We start from the raw sequence: 23,974 nt of genomic DNA, 5'->3' as shown, positions 1-23,974 counted from the left end.
TTTATAAATGGGAACATTCCCATTTCTTAATTTTAATATTGCCACTCAAAGACAAAAAACAAAATGGGAACAGTCCCATTAATTGAGAATGATCACAGTATAATTTTAGAGCAAATCGTTGTAGTGTGGATTAGCGGCAAATAGGTTGTTGAGTGAAGTGAACGACTTCTTCATCGCCATTTAATTGATTAATCAGCATTTTAGCGGACTTTTCACCCGCAAGGGTATAACCAGGATCGACACTAAATACTTTAGGGAAAAGGAAAGAAAGCAACTCGTTACCACCCACGCCTGTCACGACCACGTCTTCACGACCTAACTCTTGAAGACGCTTGATTACGCCCAATGCAATGGTATCGCTGGCACACACAATGGCTTGCGTGTCTGCTTTCAGAACGTGGTCCACCAGCTGATAAGCACTTTCATGGCTAAGCTTACCGGTTTGGAAGCAAGGCGTAAGTTGCTTGCGCTGACACCAAGCTTTGTAAGCATTTAAACGCGCTAAGCCTGTAGTTTTATCTTCGGGATCAACACCAATATAAGCAATCCGAGATAAAGATTGCTGCTCAAGGTGAGACAAAGCCATGTCTATCACACCTTGGTTGTCGTAGTTGATCGAAGAAACCATTTGCGTGTCCATCGCGATCACGACGATACGATTCCCCCACTCCGCCAATGCTTGCTCATCACATCCAGTAAAGCCAAACACGATCACCCCATCGACATTGCGACGTTTAAGCACATCCAAATGCTCATTAGTTTTATCGCGATCGAATTGGCTCTCCATGATCACCGCATCATAACCAGCGGAATACAATGCATTGAGCATTGTACCAACAGCACGATTTTCGGATGGTGAGTCCAGACGGGAGATGATAACACCAATGACTTTTTGGCTACCGCCACGCATTGATTGCGCAGATTTGGACGGTACATAACCAGATTCACGAATGATTTGCTCTACTTTCTCTCGCGTTTGAGGTTTCACTTTTGGATCGTTGGTAAGCACACGGCTTACTGTTGATTTGCCAACGCCTGCCAATTTCGCGATATCAAGAATGGTGAGTTTTTTGCTCATAAGTGATCAAACTAGAATGGATGAATGCTTAGGTGACTGAACTTTAACAGTAATAAGAGAAAAGGGAAGCAAACGCTTCCCTTAAATATGTGAATTGTGCAGATTATTTCTTTAAATATGCAGGCACGTCAGCAACACTATCAAGCACAACCGTTGCTAATGCTTCACCTTGCTCAGTAACAGGCTTACCTGTGCGCACCAAAATCTTGGTGCCAACGCCCGCGGCTTCTGCTGCCATCATGTCTTCGGCTTTATCACCAATCATCACAGATTTTTCCATGTCGATTTTCAAGAAGTCGCGAGCAGAGATAAACATACCAGGTTTAGGCTTGCGGCAATCACAATCCTGCTTGTAATCGCCAATGCCATGTTCAGGGTGATGTGGACAGTAGTAGATACCATCAAACTCAACACCATGATCAACAAAGTTCCAGTCCATCCATTGAGTCAGAGACAAGAAACGGTCTTCACTGAATTTACCACGTGCGATGCCCGATTGATTCGTCACTAGCACTAAGAGGTAACCTTGATCTTTCAGCGCTTTCGTCGCTTCAAACACACCATCAATGTACTCAAAATCATGTTCGTCATGAACGTAGCCGTGGTCAACGTTTATCACGCCATCACGATCGATAAAAACAGCAGGTTTTGCCAAAACGTATTTCTCTATTAACTCGGTTTAATCAGATTATTACATACCTTATAAACTTCAACACTATCTAATTCATTCTAGGCCTCGACAAAACAGTTGATTTGTTGGGCAAGAATCGGTAATTCTGAGGGGGCTCTCCACTTATCTTCTCCTCGTAACTTACTCCTCATTCTTTTCAAAACAGAACATCTATACATTTAGACGTCTAGACGTAAAAATATCTATTGACTTCATTCTGGTTAACCCATAGCATCAACTGAGAAGTGAGATAAAGCTCAACATTAAGTTCTGTCAAAGGCCGTTTTTGACAGCGAAGTTCCCCGTATCTTTGGGCAGGTTGAAACATGATAGAAATAAAAAACGTCAATAAAGTGTTCTACCAAGGCAGTAAGGAAATCCTTGCCCTGAAAGACATTAACCTACACATCGCCAAGGGCACCATCTTCGGTGTTATCGGTTCATCTGGTGCTGGTAAAAGTACGCTGATCCGCTGCGTAAACATGTTAGAAGCACCAACATCTGGCTCCATCATCGTTGATGGCATTGATTTAACAAAACTCAGCAAAAAGCAGTTGGTCGAAACGCGCCGTAACATCGGCATGATCTTCCAGCATTTTAATCTGCTTTCGTCTCGTACTGTGTTTGATAACGTGGCGCTACCACTGGAACTGGCAGGCAAAGACAAATCGCAAATCACAACAAAAGTCACTGAGTTACTAAAACTTGTTGGCTTAGCTGACAAACACGAGAGCTACCCATCGAACTTAAGTGGCGGCCAAAAACAACGTGTGGCGATTGCTCGTGCATTGGCATCCGATCCTAGCGTTCTGCTTTGTGATGAGGCCACTAGCGCACTGGATCCTGCAACAACTCAATCTATCCTTGAGCTATTGAAAGAGATCAACCGCAAACTCAACATCACGATTCTACTAATCACCCACGAAATGGAAGTGGTAAAAAGCATCTGTCACGAAGTGGCGATCATCGGTGGTGGTGAGTTGGTGGAGAAAGGCACCGTTGGCGATATTTTCGCGCACCCTAAAACGGAGCTGGCGCACCAATTCATTCGCTCAACGCTGGATCTATCCATTCCTGAAGATTACCAAGCACGTCTGCAAGCAGAGCGTGTTGATGGCAGCTACCCATTAGTTCGCTTAGAGTTTACTGGCGCAACCGTCGATGCACCGTTAATGTCGCAAATTTCTCGTAAATACAATATTGATGTGAGTATTTTAAGCTCCGATCTCGATTACGCTGGCGGCGTGAAATTCGGCATGATGGTCGCAGAGCTATTTGGTAATGAAGAAGATGACAACGCAGCACTGGAATACCTGCGTAAGCACAACGTAAAAGTAGAGGTACTTGGTTATGTCCTTTAATACGATTTCTGAATGGCTGAGTTTAAACAGCAAACTACTTTTAGGTGCAACGTGGGAAACGCTTTACATGGTTGCGGTTGCCGGATTAGTCGGCTTTGCCGTGGGTATTCCATTAGGCGTAATCCTCCATATTACTAAGAAAGGCGGCCTACTTGAAAACACCAAACTAAATAGCAGCTTAGGCGCTGTCGTTAACATTGGTCGTTCTGTTCCATTCCTCGTCCTGATGGTTGCGATTATTCCAGTGACAAAAATGCTAGTTGGAACCTTTATCGGTACAACCGCAGCAATCGTCCCACTGACTATTGGTGCCATTCCGTTTGTTGCCCGTCTTATTGAAGGTGCTTTGTTAGAGGTACCAACAGGCTTGGTGGAAGCGGCGCAGTCAATGGGGGCGACACCAACACAGATCATCACAAAAGTTCTACTACCTGAAGCAATGCCGACTATTGTTAACTCAGTAACGATCACCTTAGTCACTCTCGTTAGCTACTCGGCCATGGCGGGAACGGTAGGCGGCGGCGGACTCGGCGACGTAGCCATCCGTTACGGTTTCCACCGCTACGATGTAACTATCATGGCTGTGACTGTCGTGATGCTGATTGTTCTAGTACAGATTATTCAGTCTATCGGTGACGCAGTGGTGCGCCGTGTAGACCACAGATAAGCATTGAAAATACAAATTATAAGGAGATAAAGATGAAATTTAGCCTTAAAGGTCTTTTGACTGTAGCAACAGCCGCTTCTGCTCTTGTTCTAGCGGGTTGTGGCGACAAAGAAGTAGACGTAAATAAAGTAAAAGTTGGCGTTATTGCTGGTGCTGAAGCACAAGTTGCCGAAGTGGCAGCTAAAGTAGCAAAAGAAAAGTACAACCTAGACGTTGAGTTAGTAACATTTACCGATTACGTAACGCCAAATGCCGCTCTGGATGATGGTTCAGTAGACGCGAATGCGTTCCAACATAAACCATACCTAGACCAACAAGTGAAAGACCGCGGCTACAAACTGGCTATCGCGGGTAACTCATTCGTTTACCCTATTGCTGGTTACTCTAAGCAAGTGAAGTCAATCGATGAAATCCAAGATGGCGCACGCATCGCAGTACCAAACGATCCAACAAACCTAGGTCGCTCACTACTGCTTCTTGAGCAACAAGGTTTGATTACGTTACGTGATGGCGTTGGTCTACTCGCTACAGTACGTGACATCGTAGGCAACCCTAAAAATATCGAAATCATTGAGTTAGAAGCGCCACAACTTCCACGTTCATTGGATGACGTAACGCTATCTATCATCAACACCACTTACGCAAGCTCTATCGACCTATCGCCAGAGCGTGACGGCGTGTTCGTTGAAGATAAAGACTCACCATACGTAAACCTAATTGTTGCTCGCGAAGAAAATGTTAATGCGCAAAACGTACAAAACTTCGTAAAAGCTTATCAAACGGAAGAAGTTTACGAAGCGGCAAAAGAGCTATTCAAAGGCGGCGTAGTGAAAGGTTGGTAATCCCACTTTTCTAAACCGTACTGAAAATAATAGTCTGAACATAAAAGGGCTGATGTGAAAACATCAGCCCTTTTTATTTCTCTATCTAACCATTTAACTAACCTCAATTAGTTACTTTAGGTGGTCCCAAGAGATATTCGACACGATTCGGCAGTCATCACACTTAAAGTGAAATATGTCATGTAGTGGCTCATCGAGTAGCCACTCTCCACCGCATTTTGGGCACTTGCGCGCTTTCTCGCTCTCCAGCGACTGACCGCCCACGCGATACTGGTAATAGTATGTTGGAACCTTGGTGATGTATTCGATACGACCTCGCAAATCCCAACCTCTGCGGAACAACACGCTGTCTACATCGCAAATCTCGTGCAGCGCCGCATGCTCTGCACGGCACCCGCCAGCCATTTGGATTTCATCGCACGCTTGCCATTCTGTCTGCCATTTGATGACGGCTTTATGGTCACCATTTAGCGTCGGCTCATTGCGATACAAAGGAATCGGCAACAACGTTTCCCCACTGCGCAATGGCGAACACGTATGAACATAAGTCGTGTACAACACTTGCCAGCTAGGTGTCTCTTCTTCGGCCGCTTGTTCTGAATTTAAATCACGGCCAAGCATACGCATTTTCGGTGCAAGCAAAGACGCGTCTGACAAACGGTTCATGCACACTTTGACAAAATCTGAGTGATAACGTGGATGCAAACTGTCTTGCTCTGGGCAAACGACACGAACATAAAACTCGCCATCTCCCATCACTATCGGGAATTCACGGCCTAGTACTTGGCCGTTGTAACGCAACGCATCCATCAAGCCATTAATGGCTTTGTCTACCGCGCTGACGGTGGTGTTATCAAAACACTCAAACTGCAACTCAACAACGTACATATTTAGACAGCGGCCTCTAACTTGCTCAAGAACTCAGCCAATGAATCCGCCAGCACATCGCGTTTAGACGTACCTAAACGCTCTAAAATCACATTACCAGTGAGGTTACAAATAGAGATTACATCCATTTCCTCATCTGTCGCCGCGATAAATACCGTTGGTTTAAGTTTCAGGCGACGTTGCGTCACCAAATGACCAAGAATATTTTCTTGTAGGCGCACAAAATCATCATCGCTCCACACTTGCAGCAGCGTCAACGAATTACCTTGCCAAGTTGCCTCCATATCGGCGCTGTATTGAGAACCATAAAAGGCTTTTACATCATCTTGCAGTGACAACTCAATCGCATTTTCCACATTAGTGAAATCGGCCATTTCATCACGTGCGACCGCTTTCCAAAGCACCTTTCCATCACGCTTCTCTTCGACACAAGGAGAAACAAGATCTGCAAGCTCTTCACTGCTTGGCAACTCATTATATTTAGCTTGCCAAGCTTGTTGGTAGCGCAGGCTGAACTCTTGTAGCGCCTGAGTAACGTTTTGGGTCATGAAGGTCTCCTCATTCCTTATTTATCAGATAGCCGTGTTTGCCGGATGGCAATTGACCAGCGGATTCAGTAAAATTCTCGCCATTCTAATCGAAAACGACCACAAAGTATGAGCAAATATTCTGACGCTAAAGAGCTTGCTGGCCTAACACTAGGTAAAAAGACCGAGTATGCGAACCAATACGACCCAAGCTTGCTGCAACCAGTTCCTCGTAGCCTAAACCGAGATGACCTTCAGTTAGGCGAAAGCCTTCCTTTTATGGGCCACGACATTTGGACGCTGTACGAACTCTCTTGGTTAAATAGTAAAGGCTTACCACAAGTGGCCGTTGGCGAAGTATACATTCCAGCCACCAGTGCAAACTTGATTGAGTCGAAGTCTTTCAAACTGTACTTAAACAGCTATAACCAAACCCGCTTTGCAAGCTGGGAAGAAGTTGAAGAACGTTTAACGCAAGACCTATCTGAATGTGCCGGTGAAAAGGTGTTGGTCGAGGTGAACCCGGTTACTCACTACACCAATCAGCCTATTGTGACAATGGAAGGCGAATGCATTGATGACCAAGACATTGACATCACCAGTTACGATTTTGATGCCGATTTGCTTGAAGGCGCAGCAGGTGAAGAGCAAGTGGAAGAAATCCTACATAGCCATCTATTGAAGTCAAACTGTTTGATCACCAATCAACCCGACTGGGGCAGTGTAGAAATTCGCTACCAAGGTGCGAAAATAGATCGCGAGAAACTGCTGCGTTACTTGGTATCTTTCCGCGAGCACAACGAATTTCACGAACAATGTGTTGAGCGTATTTTTACGGATCTAATGAAATACTGCCAACCAAGCAAACTGACCGTATTTGCCCGCTACACGCGCCGTGGTGGCTTGGACATCAACCCGTACCGCTCAACGGAACAAGACAAGCCAGATCGCAACCACCGCATGGCTCGTCAGTAATCGCGTTAGTGACAGAAATAAGTTCGGTAATCTAAAGGGTTACCGGACGTTTTTATTGTCCAAGCATGTTACTATATCAAATGGCTTCAACCTGCATTTAAGGGGCTTGTTGAGGTCTTTTACCGTTATCCGCCATATCTAAAAACAGTTCGAGGGAACGAAAGGATGTTTTGGGACAGTTCGCGTCTATTCAAGTTGATTGGCTTTCTTTGCTTGCTGTTTGTACAGCCGCTTCATGCGACCATTTTATCGTCCGCGTTACTCAACGAAGCACAACAATTGGCGGAAATAGAGCCATCACAAGCAAAACAAGCGGCAACCAACTACTTGTCACAACGTGAGCTAACGGAACGCAAAGAGAGTGACAGCCCTTCTGCTATGTCTCGTGACGAGACCGATCGTAGCGTTCGCACACCAAGCAGCACCATCGAAGCACACAAGATTATCGCTCAGGCAGACTACGCCATGGGTAACGTTCGTTCGGCTATCGAACACCTAAACAAAGCCGAGCGCTTAGCGCAAGAATATCAATTGCCGTACATGGATTTAGATCTCCAGCTGATGCGCAACCAAATGATTTGGATGTACGACAAAAACTACTCAAAAGCTGAAGACACGCTTAACCAAATTGAGCAGCAACTCGATGAAGCTGATGCGGTATTGCAACGGACCGACAGCGTTCGCTATCGATTAGTGATGCAAAGAGCGCTCCTCGCTTCACATAGTGGCGATCTGATTAAAGCGGAAAGTTTGTATTCTCAAGCCAAAACTATGCTTGAAGACAGCCGATCTGACTTAGCCTTGATCGACTATTACACAGCCGTCGGCGAGTTTTATCTGAATAGCAAGAAATACAATTTGGCTTTGTCGGAACTGCTTTACGGTTATTGGCAATCTATTGAGAGTGACAGTGGCGCAAGGTTAGCAAAAGTTAATCGCCTGTTGGCGAGGCTCTTCCAAGAGCGCCGAGTTTACGACAAAGCGATCGAATACTTATCTCAAGCCGCAGACTTCTATGACTCCTACCCTAGCTCTCCCATCCTAGCGGATGTCCTTGAGCAAATGGGTGACATTTATTTTTACCAAGGCAAGTTTAACCTTGCCTTGGTGCACTACTTCAACGTGCTGGACCATGAAAGCACCAGTAAGAACATTAATCGGATCATTAAGATTCGCTTAAGCTTGGCGGCTACCTATCTGCAACTCTACAATTACGCGCTAGCAGAACAATACCTAGACCGATCTAAAGAGCTTTTAGAATACACTGACATTCCTAAGCTTGAAGCAAAGGCAGCATTGCTTCAGTCAGGCCTGGCTTATCATCAAAACGACAGTAAAAACGTCATTACCAATGCAAAGCTGGCGTTAGCACTTGCTGAAAAGTCACCTGAAAATAACAACTTCATTAAGCAGCAGTCTTACCGCTTACTCGGGCTTGGTTACGAGCAGGCAGGCGAATACCAACTTTCTCTGCAGGCTTATAAGAAATACACCAACCTTGTGCGTTTAGAGCAAAAACAGCTCAACCAAATCAGTGAGGATGCATTCCGCCAACAAAAAGAGTTTGCTGAACAAACCATCCACTATATTGGTCAATCGGAACGCCTTGAGCAAGTGGAAAGGGAACACCGCAAATTCCAGAAAATCTCATTCGCATTGTTTATTACTGTGTTGGTGATGTTTTTGTTCATTATGCGCCGCGGCGTGATCATGCAGCGCCAAGCAAGTGAAATCGAAAAACTGCGCAATGATCTCTTCACTCACTCTCGTTCCCGTTTGCGTAACTTGCGTATGCTGAACGTTAAGCTGTCTCGCTCATTGAAAAAGTCGAGCGAAACTTTCGAGCAATGGCAAATGGGCGAATTGATCCACGAGCCACTTAACGACCGCCTGCGCTTTGTCATGATCGACTTGCCATTCCTACGAAGCATGTACGTCCACAACGGTTATAAAGCAGGCCTGGAGCTGGAGCGCGCATTTGGTGACTTCCTAGCGGAAAAGATAGAAAAACCGTCGCGTCTTTACCATTTCTCAGATGCAAACCTACTCTACATAGAACCGAATGCTGACCGTGATGCTTCTGCCGAAGTCATGTTCGAGAAATTCCAGACTTGGGTGGATGAGTTCGCTCAACAACACAACGTCAACCGTATTATTCGCATGGGTATCAGCGATTATCCGTTCTTACCACGAGCCTACACTGCAATTAACGACGAGGAATTACTCGATCTGTTGCTGCTTGCGACTCACATTGCGCGAGAAGTCAGCTTGAAGGATAAGCAAAGCCACTGGGTTTTCTTGAAAGCCATCGATAACGCACCCGCCGCGAGCTTTGCAACGGGTAACATAAGAACCGCCTGTCAGCATGCCATTAGCCAAGGCCTGATTAAGATCCATTCGTCCTACAAGAATGAGGACGACATCAAGAAAATATTAAAAAATGGATAATTAAACGCCTGTTAGACATAATAACTAATGACGCTATAACGTTTTTTGTTATTATCGGATAATTGTCAGTAGTACATGGACTTAACCGTAGTCACTTCATGGGAATCTTGGAATCCGATATTCAGTCGCAGCTTCATCAGCTGAGTTGTCAACTTGACCAACTCAGACTGACACATCGTGATACTTCACTCAAATTCAAACGTGAACAACAAGTTCTTAAACGCGTTGTGGCATCATTGTCTTCAGCTTGCCAGGGTTCGAATACCCAGGTATCCAATTACCTGTTTGAAATCCAACAAGAGCTGCAACATCAAAAAGATATCAGTACTCTTATCCCACGTTTAGCGGTATTAGAGAGAATGCTCAAACAGCAGTCGAAGACGATGGACAAACAGAACGGCTACCTAGACGAACAAATCAAACACAGTGGTGAAACACTCCAACGTGTCACAGGTTTACCTGCGCAGTTAAAACGTGAACTACGGAACTTAATGAGTTTCTCAGAAGCTCATGCCAGCAATAAAGCCGATCAAGCCACTAAGCTACTGAGCATTTACGAACGCGCTCTGAAAATCATCACTTCCAACTCGCGTTTGCATCTCAGTGAGTTTGAGAATAATCCTGATAAGTCTCAACTTGAGTGCTTAGCCAGCGATCTACAACATACCATCACCGAGCTGGATTTTGAGGGAGAAACGGGAGATAGGTTGCTCGATATTCGGGCTAAGCTGCTTCTTGGCGTGAGTGCAGAGTCTCTCATTGAGCTTACGCTCTCAACGCTGAAATTGGTTGTCGAAGCAACAAAGTTCGAGCGCGAAGCATCTAGCCAATTCCTTGATCAGCTGAACACTTCTCTCGCAAGTAACCTAAAAACCGTTCATCAGAACGTCGACCAACATCATACCTACTTTGAGCACCGCCGAGAGCTCAACACAGAAATGAACAGTCTGGTTGAATTGAGTCAACTATCGCTCAACCAAGCTCAAGATCTAGCGGATGTAAAAAAAGAAATCGCCCCGTTACTTGCGAAAATGGCGTCGCTGACAGAGCGACTTAAAATGACGGAAGAACGAGAACAAGCGCTGCAAGAGCGTTTGAATTACAGTAAGAACCAGCTCGAAGCCGTGTTTGAAACCACCCAAGATCATCGTCGACGCTTAGATGACCAAGCTCAGCGCATGTTGCTAGACCCTCTGACTAAAGTCTATAACCGCACCGCATTTAATGACCGACTAGAGTTAGAGTATCGGCGTTGGATTCGCTCTCAACAGAATCTGCGTGTAGTGTTGTTTGACGTTGATAACTTCAAAGCGGTGAATGACAGCTATGGCTATACGGCTGGTGATAAAGCGTTGAAGATCATCGCTCGCACCATTAATAAACGCGTATCAGAAACTGAAACGGTAGCTCGCTTTGGTGGCGAAGAGTTTATTTTACTCGTTCCAGAACAATCTGAAGAATACACACTGGATCTCATTAAACATATCCAGCGTGATATTAGCCAATTACCATTTAAGTTCCGTGAGCAAAATATCATGATCACCCTAGCGGCTGTGTCGACCTCTTTTAAAGAGTCCGATACGCCAGAGTATGTACTCGATCGACTCGGCAAGATGCTTGCGGACGCTAAAAAACGTGGAACAAATCAGCTTAACTGGAGCTAGATTTCGTACAAAAAGCGAACAAACAAACCAGAATTGGCGCAATTTACGCTTTATAACCACCCATTTTCAACGAGTTATCACATTTCTTCCCTTTCAGTCTGCTAAGCTGTAAAAACCCAAGTCACTTCAAGATGATGCATTTACAGAACGCGAATGTACCATCTTGAGGTTGCTTGGGAGTCAATAACCATAAAACCAAATCGGCCAACTGCCTTTCATCAAACCATACGTATAACCCAAAAAGGTGAGTTGGTACTTTCCCTCAAAATAATGCAACACAAGGAGGCGTTATGATTACCCATATAAGCCCCGCTGGTAGCATGGACTTGCTATCTCAATTAGAAGTAGAGCGCTTAAAAAACACGGCCTCGAGTGAACTTTATCAACTGTACCGCAACTGCACGTTAGCGGTGTTGAACTCCGGCAGTCATACCGATAACTCGAAAGAGCTGCTCGATAAACACCAGTCGTTTGATGTCAACGTAGTGCGCCGCGAGCGTGGTATTAAGCTTGAGCTGACTAACCCACCTGAGCACGCCTTTGTCGATGGCGAGATAATTAAAGGTATCCAAGAGCATCTGTTCTCCGTGTTACGCGATATCGTTTATGTCAATATGCATTTAGCAGACGCACAACGACTCAACCTAACGAACCCAATTCACATCACTAACCTCGTGTTCGGTATTCTGCGTAATGCCAGAGCACTCACACCAGGTATCGAGCCAAACCTCGTCGTGTGTTGGGGTGGTCACTCTATCAATGGCGTGGAATATCAATACACACGTGAAGTCGGTAACGAGCTTGGCTTGCGTGAACTTAATATCTGCACGGGTTGTGGCCCTGGTGCGATGGAAGGGCCAATGAAAGGTGCCGCTATCGGACATGCGAAGCAGCGTTATACTCAGCAACGTTATCTTGGTTTAACCGAGCCTTCGATTATTGCAGCCGAGCCACCAAACCCAATCGTGAATGAGCTGGTTATCATGCCGGACATCGAAAAGCGTTTGGAAGCCTTTGTACGTATGGCGCATGGCATTGTGATTTTCCCTGGTGGTCCGGGCACTGCAGAAGAGTTGCTGTATATTCTTGGCATTATGATGCACCCAGACAACGCCGATCAGCCAATGCCTATCGTGTTAACAGGACCAAAAGAGAGTGAAGAGTACTTCCGCTCTATCGACGAGTTTGTTCGCGATACACTTGGCGAAGAAGGTCAAAAGCATTACGAGATCGTCATTGACGATCCGGCAGAAGTGGCACGTATCATGAAGCGCTCAATGGACTCTGTACGCCTTCACCGAAAAGAAAAAGGCGATGCTTATAGCTTTAACTGGTCATTAAAAATCGAGCCTAACTTCCAGTTACCATTCGATCCAACTCATGAGTCGATGGAGCAATTGGATTTAAGCTTAGATCAAGAACCTCAAGTCTTAGCGGCCAACCTGCGTCAAGCCTTCTCCGGTATCGTGGCTGGTAACGTGAAAGCCGAAGGAATTCGAGAAATCGAACGTCGAGGCCCTTTCACCATTCACGGTGATCCTGTGCTAATGAAAAAGCTCGATAAGTTACTACAAGACTTTGTCGAACAACACCGAATGAAATTACCTGGCGGTTCAGACTACGAACCGTGTTATCGCATCGCTCACCCAGAAATTGGTGGTCGATAGTCAGGCTAGCATTCGTTACACTAGGGGCATTACGCCCCTTTTTTATTGCTAAGTCATTATGTCTATTCATCTTGTTATTATTGATGCCCTAAACCTGATCCGCCGAGTGCACTCTGCACAACCGGATCCAACCGACATAGCAAGAACCATCACCACGACACAAAGAACCCTCACTCGCATTCTGTCAGAAGCCAACCCGACACACATCATTGCGGTTTTCGATCACCATGAACAAGACAGAGGGTGGCGAGCTGAGATTCTTCCAGACTATAAGCAAAATCGAAAACCAATGCCGGAACCACTGATGCAAGGTCTAGATGCGATTCAGCAAGCATGGTGGGAACAAGGTATTGATTCATTGCTTTCTGAAGGCGATGAAGCGGACGACTTGGTTGCTACTCTCGCGACTAAAGTGGCCAGTCATGGTGAAAAAGTCACCATCGTTTCTACGGATAAAGGCTACTGTCAGCTGCTTTCTCCTACCCTACAGATCCGTGATTACTTCCAACATCGTTGGTTAGATGAACCGTTTATCGAAAAAGAGTTCGGCGTAAAACCAAGCCAACTGGCCGATTATTGGGGGTTAACGGGGATCAGCTCTAGCCAAGTGCCTGGGGTTCCGGGCATTGGACCAAAAGCGGCGAAAGAGATTCTTACTCAGTTTGAGAATATTGAAGCAGCCTACGCCAGTGAAGACCTCGCACCGAAATACCGTAAAAAATTAGACGAGCACATTGAGTCTGCACGCTTATGTAAACGCGTCGCGGCTTTAAAGTGCGACATTGAACTCGGCTTTAACTTACAGGACATTCGCTTTACAGGACCAAATAAGGCGGAATAGTGTCTGATGATGGTTTCAAACCATAGAGCTATCAGACAATAAAAAAGCGCCATTTGAAGGCGCTTTTTCTATTCTCGGGACTATCCCCAAATGACTCGGAGATAGAATTAGTACGGCGAAATGTTCGATAGACACTGGATATGAATCGTGATCTCTTCACGATCATGATACAAATGCTTAGCTTGTAGTCTGAACTTTACCTTATTATCAATCAGGAACTGCTTCAGGTTTTCAAGGTCTTGCAGCACCTCGTCATAGCGGCCTTTCATTGGCAGCTTAAGGTTAAAGATTGCCTCTTTCGCCCAACCTTTTAACAGCCACTGGCCCATAAGGTGAGCAACACGAGCTGGCTTTTCTACCATGTCACAAACAATCCATGTTACGTTCTTACGGTCTGGTTCGAATTTAAAACCATCCACCATATGATGCTTGATCTGGCCGGTTTCCATCAAGCTGTCTGCCATCATGCCGTTATCGACACAGTGAACGAACATCGAGCGCTTCACCAATTGGTACGTCCAACCGCCTGGACATGCCCCTAAATCGACCCCCCACATTCCTGGAGCTAAACGCTCATCCCACTCTTCACGTGGAATAAAGACGTGAAATGCTTCTTCCAGTTTAAGCGTTGAACGACTTGGGGCGTCTACTGGGAACTTAAGGCGAGGAATACCCATGAAGAACTGAGAGTTATTGTCTGTGTAAGAATAACCGACATAACAGTGGCCAGGCTCCACAAAACAAATGTGCAGTACTGGCTTCTTCGCGTTGTCTTTGTTCAACATTAAACCTTTACCGCGCAACGCTTGACGCATTGGGACAGTAAATTTACGGCAGAATTTCAGTAGCTCTTTCGCTTCATTCGTATCCGGAGTTTCAATTCTCAAATCCCCACAGCGAGGAAACGCTTCAATGTCTGCTAGCTCATTCAAAATTGGGCTAATGCGGTCATCACTTGGCAGCGATTGAAACTCAGCCGCTACCGCAAACATTTGGCGAGCGAAGATTAACGACTTAAAGTCCAAACCTCTAGCAAGTTTGTCCGCATCTCCATCTTGGTAACACTCGAAGACAACATAACCTGAGTTTCTCTTCACACGAGGGAAGCCATACACTTCCAACTGTGTCGCTTTGTCCTGAATTTCACCAGCACACTCTTTCTCAAAGCCAGAACGGCAATAGAGCATTAGTTGTTTCACTTGGAGACCTCTTTGATATTGAACGCAGCAAAAAAGAACAGACACCAACCAATCATGAACAGTAATCCTCCCATTGGAGTAATGGGCCCAAACCACTTAATGCCTGTCAGCGCCAGCGCGTAAAGACTGCCGCTAAAACAAAAGATGCCGATGATAAAGCAAATCGCTGCAATGAAAAAATATTTTTGTGCTTTTTGTCCCAAATTCAATAGCAATAAAACCGCACAAAACACAATCGCCAGCGTGTGAATAAATTGGTACAACACTCCGGTCTCAAATACGCCAAGCAAATACGGAGCCAGCTGAGCTTTTAACCCATGTGCAGCAAAGGCACCTAGAGCGACAGAAACCAGCCCAGACAGACCAGAAAATGAGAGTAACCACTTACTTTTCATGGTACACCTCTTTGATAAACGCCGCTAACTGCTCTACCGCGAGCTCGATGTTACCCGCCTCGGTATGGCCTGAGCTCTTGCGCGGTTTAAAGCTGTGGTCACCATCGGGTAAAAAACTCACCTTAACTTGCGATGAAAGGACAAAGTCATCGAATTCCTCACGCTTACCAAAGGTGTCTCGCTCCCCTTGTAGAATCAGCGTAGGTTTCTCGATATTCGCTAAGTGATCGCCTTTGAACTTTTCTGGCTTTCCCGGTGGGTGAAATGGAAACCCTAAACAGGCAATGCCCGCCACCAGCTCATTTTCAGCCAGTAAGCTCGACATGCGGCCACCCATTGACTTACCACCAATGACAATAGGTTGAGAGGTAAAGTGAGCAATCACTTCTTCATAGGCTTCCAGCAGTTTTGGCGCACGATCTGGTGGACGCTTTTTCCCATCTTCCGCTCGCTTAATCATATACGGGAAGTTAAATCGCACCACGCGAATTCCTTGCTCAACTAATCCTTTGGCAACAGCGGCCATGAAATCATGTTCCATCCCCGCTCCAGCGCCATGGGCAAAGATAAATAGAGGACCGCTTTCAGGTCCCTCAACTATCCATTGGCTCATCTAGTACTTCCTCTTGCTCTTTTCTCGCGGTCGCTAACATCCAGTCTCTAAACGTTGCGATTCGGCCCATATCTGCCTGCTGTTCATGACACACCACGTAGAATGCATTCTTGGAGATCAACACCTCGTCGAATGGCGCGATGAGTCGTCCAGCTTCCATTTCTGGCTTGGCGAGTACGTTGTTACCAAGCGCAACCCCCTGACCATGCGCAGCAGCCTGTAGCACCATCGTCGAGTGACTGAAAATAGGACCGTGGTTTACATTGATACCTTCGATGTTGTAATGACGCGCAAACTGCTTCCAGTCTTTACGCGAAGTATCATGTAACAAAGTGTGTAATTTGAGGTCACTTAGAGATTCTAATGGTTTGTTGCCTAAAAGTAACGAAGGTGAACAAAGTGGGATCAGAAACTCTTGGTACAATTTATCCGCTCGCAAACCCGGCCAATTCCCACGGCCATAGTAGATAGCCACATCTACATCATCAGTCAGTGAACCTTCATCCATATCCACAGCTTTAATACGTACATCGATATCTGGCTCTTGAGCATTAAAATCGGCCAAACGAGGCACCAACCATTGGATAGCAAAACTCGGCGGTAGACTGATCGTCAATGCCCCTTTTTCACTACGTTCCAATACCTTATCTGTCGCCTCGGCAATCGAGGTGAAAATATCTTTGATGTCGAGAAAGTAACTTTGTCCTTCTTCTGTCAACAATAGCGAACGATTACGGCGACGAAAGAGCTTCAACGATAAGAACTCTTCGAGTGCTTTAATCTGGTGACTGACCGCGGCTTGAGTAACAAACAACTCTTCTGCCGCTCGCGTAAAACTGAGATGACGAGCAGCCGCTTCGAAGACTCGAAGCGAATTTAATGGAGGCAATCTGCGAGACATATGGGACCTCAAATAGGATTAGTTTTTTTAATCTGAAACATTATAAAATGTCCGTTGTCGAACAGCCAGATAAATTCTATATTTCACCCCGCAACACGAGCCTGAACGGCTTGATTTCTTTGGAAATCAATTGGCTTCGTTGTTGCGATGTTGTGTTTGCAAACTCGTATTTCGAGTTAGGTAGATTTCTACCATAATGTTTTGTCCACACTCCCTGTGACAAAACATATACTTCCTGTATTTATTTTTGACCTGTCTGTCAAATTTGTTACACCGCCTAAATTAGGCGGTGTTTTTTTATCTATCGAAAATCTCATCCGTATATCTGGCAGCAACATCACTTTATTACTCTTCTTTCGGATTAATTATCGTTATATCAACACAAAGTGTATGGCTTTGCGATAAGCCTCAACATTATGCTAAGTAATGATTAGCTGTAACGCGATCAAAAACAAAAAAGGCGCAAATTGATGTCTCAATTTGCGCCTTTTAACGTCTTTTTATCAGTCAACTATGGGCGGTAAACTTTTACGTTATTGAAGCCTTGCTCTTGCAAGTAAAGTGCTTGCAGACGGCTCATCACACCACGGTCACAGTACAATAGATATGTCTTAGATTGGTCTAAATCACCAAACTGTGTACCCAACTTGTAGAATGGGATATGTTTCACATCCACACCTTCGATTTCGAGCGGGTTATCGTCTTCCTCTTCAGGACTACGAATATCTAGCACAACCGCGTGCTCTTCTACCGCTTCAACCTGCTCGACTTCTGGTGCAGCTTGCTCAGATTCTTTAGCGATATCACGAATGTCCATCATGCGTGCATCACGAACTACTTGCTCAAGAATGCTAAAGTCAAATTTCTCTTCTTCCGCTTCTAGCTTCGCTTTAATCGCTTTTACTGTCGGCTTCTTAGAAATAACACCACAATACTCTGGCATAGTCTTCGCAAAGTCTTCCGTGCCGATTTCGCGTGCTAGGTTAATGATGTCTTCTTTATCCCAGTTGATAAGTGGGCGCAGAATCAACGTGTCCGTTACGTTATCGATATGACGGAGGTTAGTTAGCGTTTGGCTCGATACCTGACCGAGCGCTTCGCCAGTCACCAATGCTTCGATCTTCATCTTCTGAGCGATCATGCCTGCTGCACGCATGAACATACGCTTCAAGATAACCCCCATTTGGCCGTCATCGACTTTCTCTAGGATTTCCGCAACCACAGGTTCGAAATCAACTGAAATGAAACGTACTTTTGCAGAAGAACCGTATTTGTTCCATAGGTAGTGAGAAACCTGCTTAACGCCGATTTCGTGTGCTGGACCACCTAAGTTAAAGAAGCAGTAATGTACTTTTGAGCCACGCTTGATATGAAGGTAGCTAGAAACACCAGAGTCAAAACCACCAGAGATCAAGCTCAACACGTCTTCTTGCGTGCCCAGTGGGAAGCCGCCTAAACCTTTATGACGAGCCAGCACTTGGTTTAGCTTATCGTTCGAGACTTCCACCTTGATCGTCACGTCTGGGTTTTGCAGCTTAACTCTTGCGCTCTCAATCGCTTGGTTTAAACCACCGCCGACATAACGCTCTAGTTCGATAGAGGTAAAGTCGTGCTTACCGCGACGCTTCGCACGTACAACAAAGGTTTTATTTTCGAGTGCAGAGCGATTTAGCTCCAGTACTTGTTCGAAGATATCGTGCAAATCTTTAAATTCGGTCTGCTTCACTTCCAGTACGTGGTGAATGCCTGGTGTATGAGTCAAAACCTCAAGAACTTCAGCGTGGAATTCGTTACTCTCAGAGGTCACTTCAATGTGATCACGACGGTTGAATACCGCGACAGATTCCGTGCGGCTCTTAATGATGTTACGAATGTTGCACTCTAAAATCTTTGTGAAGCGCTTACGCACAGATTCACTTTTTACAAAAATTTCTGGATGGGGCTTTACAATAAATTTCATAGTCTAATTCGCAGGTTAGTTTCGCAATCAACAAAGAGTGACACTCAACTTCAATGCTTCATACGCAGTAAAACCGCGTTTCAGTCACAAAAAGTAGTCTGAGCTCACTTTTAAGGCGCGAGATTATACACCCAAGCGGATTGGAAAAACAAAAAAAGCGAGCAATCTGCTCGCTTTCCTATCTCTCTACTGACTTAAAACTAAAGTCTAGTTATTGAATTACAGGCACTTCTTCACTGTATAGTGGTTCGCCTTGCATGATGCTGATTTCAACCCGTCGGTTAAGCGCGCGATTTTCATCAGAATCATTCGGCAACAATGGTTCAGTATCTGCCATGCCTCGCACTCTCAAACGTTGATGAGAGAAGCCTCTCACCTTCTCCATCTCTTGTGCAACCGATACGGCGCGCTGAGAAGAGAGATCCCAGTTAGAACGATAAAGCTCTGAGTCCAACGGTCGGTTGTCCGTATGACCGGATACTCGCACAATGCCTGGCACGTCTTTTACTAACTCTGCAATTTGTCGAACTAAAGGGCGGAATTTAGGCTGCAAGAAAGCCGAACCTTCAGGGAATGCACCTTTTTCACGCATGCGTATGACAATCTGTTGGCCAAGATTTTCAACTTCAATGGCACCTTGTTCAATCTCTCGCTCTAAGGCTTTCTTGATGCTTTCCATCAAGGTTTCCATCTCTTGCGACATCTCTTCAGATTGCTGCTGTTGCATGTCCGCTTCTGCAGATTGATTGTTTTGCGTTGACGTTTCTGGCGACTGGCCCCCCGTTAACTTGCCTTCATCACGCTTTGTGCCACCAGCTCGGTCAGACTCCCCTTCATGAAATTCGAGCGTCTGCTGAGTGATGTCCATGGTTTGCTGCATGATGACATCAATCGGCGTTGGTTCCGGTCGGCCCGGTCGAAATTCTTGAGCAATGATGCTAGTACCTTTGGGAATGTCTTTCACTTCAAGTTGATTTTGTACACCGAAGGCAAATTTCATTGATCCCGCAATCTGTTTGAACTTCAGCACGTCCATCTCAGAAAACGAGAGCAGAAGAACAAAGAAACACATCAGTAGCGACATTAAGTCCGCGAATGTCCCCATCCATAACGGGAGACCGGGTGGCGGGCAATCGCATTTGTTATCTTCATCATCCATCACTACTCTCCAAGTTACTCGTCAATCTCAAGGGCACGTTTACCTTCGTTGAGGTAGTTCTTCAAGTAGCTATCAATCACTCGCGGGTTTTGACCATCTTGAATCGCTAATACACCATCCATGATCAAACGGCGGTTTAGCGTTTCTTGGTCACGGCGCAGAGAAAGCTTATCTGCAATAGGGAAAAACACCATGTTGGACAGGATCGCGCCATACAATGTGGTTAAGAGCGCAACCGCCATTGCTGGTCCAATCGCTTTTGGGTCATCCATGTTCGAAAGCATTGCGACTAAGCCAACCAAGGTACCAATCATCCCCATTGCAGGGGCAACGTCACCAAAGGCGCGAAATACGCCAGTGCCTTGAGTATGTCGTTCATCCGTAAGCGCGATGTCTTTTTTTAAGGCTGCTCTTACCACGTCGGCATCATGGCCATCAACAAGCAAATCAATGCCTTTTTGCATAAAAGTGTTATTAATTTCCATCTCTTCAAGAGCAAGAAAACCACCTTTACGTGCCGCATCGGCCATTTCCACAATTTTTGCGATCAAGTCTTCCGGTTCATCCGCTTTAAACATGAAGGCTTTGCCTGCGATCTTTGTTGCACCAAAGAACTGTCCCATTGTGAACTTCATTAGTACTACAAATATTGAGCCACCAACGACAATAAGGATCGACGTGACATCGACAAACATGCCGATGCTGCCACCAAGCACCATCGCCATAATGACGAATGCAAAACCACCAATCAAACCTAATAGGGTTGCTAAATCCACAAAGCACTCCTCTCGCTATACTCAAATACTGCCATTGGGCGGATTATTACCTGTATCGACAACTCGCGCAGAATTTTTAGAAAAATCTTAGCTAATGGATCACAAATTAGACTTAACAACCTTAACCAAAATATGGGGTTTCAGCGCTTAGGCTCGTTTAACGCTAATTTTGTGACAATTATATAAGGTTAAATTTGACCAAGTTACTAGGCTAAGGTAACTTTCGTGCATCTTCTCCAAGGCTTGATTAAGGCAGAAAAAAGATGGCGGTCAAGAAACCAGAAAACATGACCTTCGAAGCAACCATTGAAGAGCTTGATAGCTTGGTTGATCAATTAGAAAATGGCGATCTTGCCCTAGATGATGCTCTACGTAAGTTTGAACGAGGCATTGCCTTAGCTCGTGCCGGCCAAACTAAACTTAGCGACGCCGAACAGCGCGTAAGTATTCTTCTTAGCGAAGATGATGAAGCACCACTGAGTGACTTCAAACCAGATTCAGAATAACCATCAGTAGTGAGCAATGTGATGCAACAGACATTGACGTCTTTTCAACAAAGAAACAATCAGCAATTGAACTTGTGGCTCGATCAGCTTCCATATCAAGAGCAGCCATTGATTCAAGCAATGAAATACGGCCTTTTGCTAGGTGGAAAACGCGTTCGCCCTTTTCTTGTTTACATCACAGGTCAAATGCTCGGCTGTAAACCTGAAGACTTAGACACTCCTGCCGCTGCTATCGAATGTATACATGCCTACTCACTCATTCATGATGATCTGCCAGCCATGGACGATGATGAACTGCGTCGAGGTCAACCAACTTGTCATATTAAGTTTGATGAAGCAACCGCAATACTGACAGGTGATGCACTACAAACTCTCGCCTTCACCATTATTGCCGATGGTCAATTAAACCCGGCAGCCGAGACTCAACGCATCAACATGATCAAAGCGTTGGCGCATTCTTCTGGCGCCAACGGCATGTGTGTTGGACAAGCTTTAGATTTAGGCGCAGAAAATCGCCAAGTTTCTCTTGAAGAAATGGAAGAGATACACCGTAAAAAAACCGGAGCTCTGATTGATTGTGCGGTAAAATTAGGTGCATTAGCTGCTGGTGAGAAAGGTATCGAGGTTCTACCTCACTTGGAGCGCTACTCAAAAGCAATTGGTTTGGCGTTTCAGGTTCAAGACGATATTCTTGATATCATCAGTGACACAGAAACACTGGGTAAGCCTCAAGGTTCCGACCAAGGTCTGAATAAGAGCACTTATCCTTCCCTGCTGGGTTTAGAGGGAGCCATAGAGAAAGCTCACACTCTGTTACAGGAAGCACTTCAAGCATTGGAAGCTATCCCATACAATACTCAGTTACTCGAAGAGTTCGCCCGATATGTCATCGAGCGCAAAAATTAACACTATAAGCGCGCATTTATATGACTCTTGATATTTCAAAGTACCCAACACTGGCGTTAGCAAATACACCGGAAGAATTACGTCTCCTTCCGAAAGAAACATTACCAAATCTGTGTGATGAACTGCGAACGTATCTGCTAAATTCAGTGAGCCAATCTAGCGGACACTTAGCGTCTGGCTTAGGCACCGTGGAGCTAACTGTCGCTCTGCATTATGTTTACAACACCCCTATCGACAAATTGATCTGGGATGTTGGTCATCAGGCTTACCCGCATAAAATCCTCACCGGTCGTCGCGATAAAATGCCAACAATTCGCCAAAAGGATGGTCTACACCCTTTCCCTTGGCGTGAAGAAAGTGAATATGACACCTTATCTGTCGGTCACTCTTCGACATCGATTAGTGCAGGTCTTGGCATGGCCATCAGCGCACAAAAAGAAGGCAAAGGTCGTAAAATTGTCAGTGTGATTGGCGATGGCGCAATTACAGCAGGCATGGCATTCGAAGCCATGAACCACGCTGGCGACGTTCATCCTGATATGTTGGTGATTTTGAACGACAACGAAATGTCGATTTCAGAAAACGTAGGCGCGCTGAATAACCACCTTGCTAAGGTACTTTCTGGCAGCTTGTACACTTCTATCCGTGAAGGCGGTAAGAAAGTGCTGTCTGGTGTTCCACCTATTAAAGAGTTGGTTCGCCGTACGGAAGAGCACCTCAAAGGCATGGTAGTGCCTGGTACTCTGTTCGAAGAGTTCGGCTTTAATTACATTGGTCCGATTGATGGGCACGACGTCAATGAACTCGTCAAAACGCTAAAAAACATGCGTGAGCTCAAAGGTCCTCAGTTCCTGCACATCATGACCAAGAAAGGCAAAGGTTATGAGCCTGCCGAGAAAGATCCTATCGGCTACCACGGTGTTCCTAAATTCGATCCAACGCATAACTGTCTACCGAAAAGCAGTGGCGGTAAGCCAACTTACTCAAAGATCTTTGGTGACTTTTTATGTGATATGGCGGCCCAAGATCCTAAGCTAATGGCAATTACGCCAGCAATGCGCGAAGGCTCTGGTATGGTACGTTTCTCAAAAGAATATCCAGACCAATACTTTGACGTGGCGATTGCTGAGCAACACGCTGTGACACTTGCAACAGGTATGGCAATTGCGGGCGATCATCCAATCGTTGCTATCTATTCGACTTTCTTGCAACGTGGTTATGACCAACTGATCCACGATATCGCGATCATGGATTTACCAGTAATGTTCGCTATCGACCGTGCAGGTCTCGTTGGTGCAGATGGCCAAACTCACCAAGGCGCATTCGATCTAAGCTTTATGCGCTGTATTCCGAACATGGTGATCATGGCGCCAAGTGACGAAAACGAATGTCGACAAATGCTTTACACTGGCCATAAACATACTGGCCCTAGTGCGGTTCGATACCCTCGCGGTAGCGGGATGGGCGTAGAAATCGAAACTGAGTTTACGGCTTTAGAAATCGGTAAAGGACGCATGGTTCGCCAAGGTGAAAAAGTTGCTATTCTGAACTTTGGTACTTTCTTGGGTAACGCGTTAGAAGCGGCAGAATACCTTAACGCCACTGTTGCTGATATGCGCTTTGTGAAGCCGCTCGATGAAGCATTAATTCGTCAATTAGCCGCAGATCATGACGTGCTCGTGACGTTAGAAGAAAATGTTATCGCAGGTGGTGCAGGTGCAGGTGTCGTTGAGTTTATGATGAAAGATAAAATCATTAAGCCAGTCTTAAACCTAGGCTTACCCGATGAGTTTATTCATCAAGGAACACAAGATGAACTGCATGAAGAGCTTGGTCTCGATGCAAAAGGGATTGAAAAATCCATCTTGGATTATTTAGCAAAATAGAATTTAAAAAGGGATGCTCATGGCATCCCTTTTTTATGTCCAGCG

Annotated in this window: 22 protein-coding genes; 11 read left to right on the top strand and 11 right to left on the bottom strand. The window is 45.5% G+C overall.

Going from position 1 to position 23,974, the window contains the following annotated elements; translation table 11 throughout:
- Window positions 1-130: 130 nt before the first annotated feature.
- Together treR and gmhB are read right to left on the bottom strand one after the other, a co-directional pair.
- Window positions 131-1,078 carry a trehalose operon repressor TreR gene (gene treR, locus ACWPOD_RS18745; protein WP_456232126.1) on the bottom strand — a complete coding sequence of 316 codons (948 nt, stop codon included), beginning with the start codon at window positions 1,076-1,078 and terminating at the stop codon, window positions 131-133.
- Window positions 1,079-1,181: 103 nt separating this feature from the next.
- Window positions 1,182-1,733, bottom strand: coding sequence for a D-glycero-beta-D-manno-heptose 1,7-bisphosphate 7-phosphatase (gene gmhB, locus ACWPOD_RS18740; protein ID WP_048626100.1), 552 nt, complete (start codon window positions 1,731-1,733; stop codon window positions 1,182-1,184).
- Between the two features lie 341 nt (window positions 1,734-2,074).
- On the opposite strand from gmhB, the gene metN reads away from it, so the two are divergent.
- From metN to ACWPOD_RS18725, 3 genes are read left to right on the top strand one after another with little or no spacing between them, the layout of a single operon-like run.
- The gene (metN, locus tag ACWPOD_RS18735) at window positions 2,075-3,109 is read left to right on the top strand and encodes a methionine ABC transporter ATP-binding protein MetN (protein ID WP_005391353.1); all 1,035 of its coding nucleotides are present in this window, start codon (window positions 2,075-2,077) and stop codon (window positions 3,107-3,109) included.
- On the top strand, window positions 3,099-3,776 hold the full coding sequence (locus ACWPOD_RS18730) for a methionine ABC transporter permease (RefSeq protein ID WP_005391355.1): 678 nt from the start codon (window positions 3,099-3,101) through the stop codon (window positions 3,774-3,776). The genes metN and ACWPOD_RS18730 overlap by 11 nt, the downstream gene beginning before the upstream one ends.
- Before the next feature lie 32 nt (window positions 3,777-3,808).
- A complete protein-coding gene (locus tag ACWPOD_RS18725; RefSeq protein ID WP_005391357.1) occupies window positions 3,809-4,618 on the top strand; it encodes a MetQ/NlpA family lipoprotein in 810 nt (269 codons plus the stop codon).
- 111 nt (window positions 4,619-4,729) lie between these two features.
- Here ACWPOD_RS18725 and ACWPOD_RS18720 read toward each other — a convergent pair whose 3' ends face one another.
- Both ACWPOD_RS18720 and syd read right to left on the bottom strand, forming a co-directional pair.
- Window positions 4,730-5,506 carry a Zn-ribbon-containing protein gene (locus ACWPOD_RS18720; protein ID WP_048626099.1) on the bottom strand — a complete coding sequence of 259 codons (777 nt, stop codon included), beginning with the start codon at window positions 5,504-5,506 and terminating at the stop codon, window positions 4,730-4,732.
- Window positions 5,507-5,508: 2 nt separating this feature from the next.
- Entirely contained in the window at window positions 5,509-6,054 is a 546-nt protein-coding gene (gene syd / locus ACWPOD_RS18715) for a SecY-interacting protein (protein WP_053808745.1), read from the bottom strand.
- A 108-nt stretch (window positions 6,055-6,162) separates the two neighbouring features.
- Between syd and queF the strand changes: the two genes are divergently transcribed.
- From queF to xni, 5 genes are all read left to right on the top strand, one after another.
- On the top strand, window positions 6,163-7,008 hold the full coding sequence (gene queF, locus ACWPOD_RS18710; RefSeq protein WP_167426830.1) for an NADPH-dependent 7-cyano-7-deazaguanine reductase QueF: 846 nt from the start codon (window positions 6,163-6,165) through the stop codon (window positions 7,006-7,008).
- Between the two features lie 165 nt (window positions 7,009-7,173).
- Entirely contained in the window at window positions 7,174-9,456 is a 2,283-nt protein-coding gene (locus tag ACWPOD_RS18705; protein WP_005391368.1) for a tetratricopeptide repeat protein, read from the top strand.
- 98 nt (window positions 9,457-9,554) lie between these two features.
- Window positions 9,555-11,120 carry a GGDEF domain-containing protein gene (locus ACWPOD_RS18700; RefSeq protein WP_167426831.1) on the top strand — a complete coding sequence of 522 codons (1,566 nt, stop codon included), beginning with the start codon at window positions 9,555-9,557 and terminating at the stop codon, window positions 11,118-11,120.
- 290 nt (window positions 11,121-11,410) lie between these two features.
- A complete protein-coding gene (gene ppnN, locus ACWPOD_RS18695; RefSeq protein WP_005391372.1) occupies window positions 11,411-12,787 on the top strand; it encodes a nucleotide 5'-monophosphate nucleosidase PpnN in 1,377 nt (458 codons plus the stop codon).
- A gap of 58 nt (window positions 12,788-12,845) precedes the next feature.
- Entirely contained in the window at window positions 12,846-13,628 is a 783-nt protein-coding gene (xni, locus tag ACWPOD_RS18690) for a flap endonuclease Xni (protein WP_005391374.1), read from the top strand.
- Between the two features lie 107 nt (window positions 13,629-13,735).
- On the opposite strand, the gene rlmM is transcribed toward xni, so the two are convergent.
- From rlmM to pomA, 7 genes are all read right to left on the bottom strand, one after another.
- On the bottom strand, window positions 13,736-14,827 hold the full coding sequence (rlmM, locus tag ACWPOD_RS18685) for a 23S rRNA (cytidine(2498)-2'-O)-methyltransferase RlmM (protein ID WP_167426832.1): 1,092 nt from the start codon (window positions 14,825-14,827) through the stop codon (window positions 13,736-13,738).
- A complete protein-coding gene (locus tag ACWPOD_RS18680) occupies window positions 14,824-15,222 on the bottom strand; it encodes a DUF423 domain-containing protein (protein WP_005391376.1) in 399 nt (132 codons plus the stop codon). Before ACWPOD_RS18680 ends, rlmM begins: the two co-directional genes overlap by 4 nt.
- The gene (locus ACWPOD_RS18675) at window positions 15,212-15,835 is read right to left on the bottom strand and encodes an alpha/beta fold hydrolase (RefSeq protein WP_114323817.1); all 624 of its coding nucleotides are present in this window, start codon (window positions 15,833-15,835) and stop codon (window positions 15,212-15,214) included. The genes ACWPOD_RS18680 and ACWPOD_RS18675 overlap by 11 nt, the downstream gene beginning before the upstream one ends.
- Window positions 15,816-16,736 carry a transcriptional regulator GcvA gene (locus tag ACWPOD_RS18670; protein ID WP_005391378.1) on the bottom strand — a complete coding sequence of 307 codons (921 nt, stop codon included), beginning with the start codon at window positions 16,734-16,736 and terminating at the stop codon, window positions 15,816-15,818. The genes ACWPOD_RS18675 and ACWPOD_RS18670 overlap by 20 nt, the downstream gene beginning before the upstream one ends.
- 511 nt (window positions 16,737-17,247) lie before the next feature.
- On the bottom strand, window positions 17,248-18,696 hold the full coding sequence (gene thiI, locus ACWPOD_RS18665) for a tRNA uracil 4-sulfurtransferase ThiI (RefSeq protein WP_031780206.1): 1,449 nt from the start codon (window positions 18,694-18,696) through the stop codon (window positions 17,248-17,250).
- Between the two features lie 211 nt (window positions 18,697-18,907).
- Complete coding sequence (locus tag ACWPOD_RS18660; RefSeq protein ID WP_006741833.1) at window positions 18,908-19,855, bottom strand: flagellar motor protein MotB; 948 nt, start codon at window positions 19,853-19,855, stop codon at window positions 18,908-18,910.
- A 14-nt stretch (window positions 19,856-19,869) separates the two neighbouring features.
- Entirely contained in the window at window positions 19,870-20,631 is a 762-nt protein-coding gene (gene pomA / locus ACWPOD_RS18655; protein WP_005381564.1) for a flagellar motor protein PomA, read from the bottom strand.
- 263 nt (window positions 20,632-20,894) lie between these two features.
- Between pomA and xseB the strand changes: the two genes are divergently transcribed.
- From xseB to dxs, 3 genes are read left to right on the top strand one after another with little or no spacing between them, the layout of a single operon-like run.
- The gene (gene xseB, locus ACWPOD_RS18650) at window positions 20,895-21,137 is read left to right on the top strand and encodes an exodeoxyribonuclease VII small subunit (RefSeq protein ID WP_005381566.1); all 243 of its coding nucleotides are present in this window, start codon (window positions 20,895-20,897) and stop codon (window positions 21,135-21,137) included.
- Between the two features lie 21 nt (window positions 21,138-21,158).
- Entirely contained in the window at window positions 21,159-22,043 is an 885-nt protein-coding gene (gene ispA / locus ACWPOD_RS18645; RefSeq protein ID WP_005391389.1) for a (2E,6E)-farnesyl diphosphate synthase, read from the top strand.
- 20 nt (window positions 22,044-22,063) lie between these two features.
- A complete protein-coding gene (dxs, locus tag ACWPOD_RS18640; protein WP_047010153.1) occupies window positions 22,064-23,929 on the top strand; it encodes a 1-deoxy-D-xylulose-5-phosphate synthase in 1,866 nt (621 codons plus the stop codon).
- The last annotated feature ends 45 nt before the right edge of the window (window positions 23,930-23,974 follow it).

This window comes from Vibrio sp. JZG120 (assembly GCF_053890955.1).
Note: the sequence above shows the minus strand (reverse complement) of the source record. Positions and strands in the feature narration are given on the sequence as shown.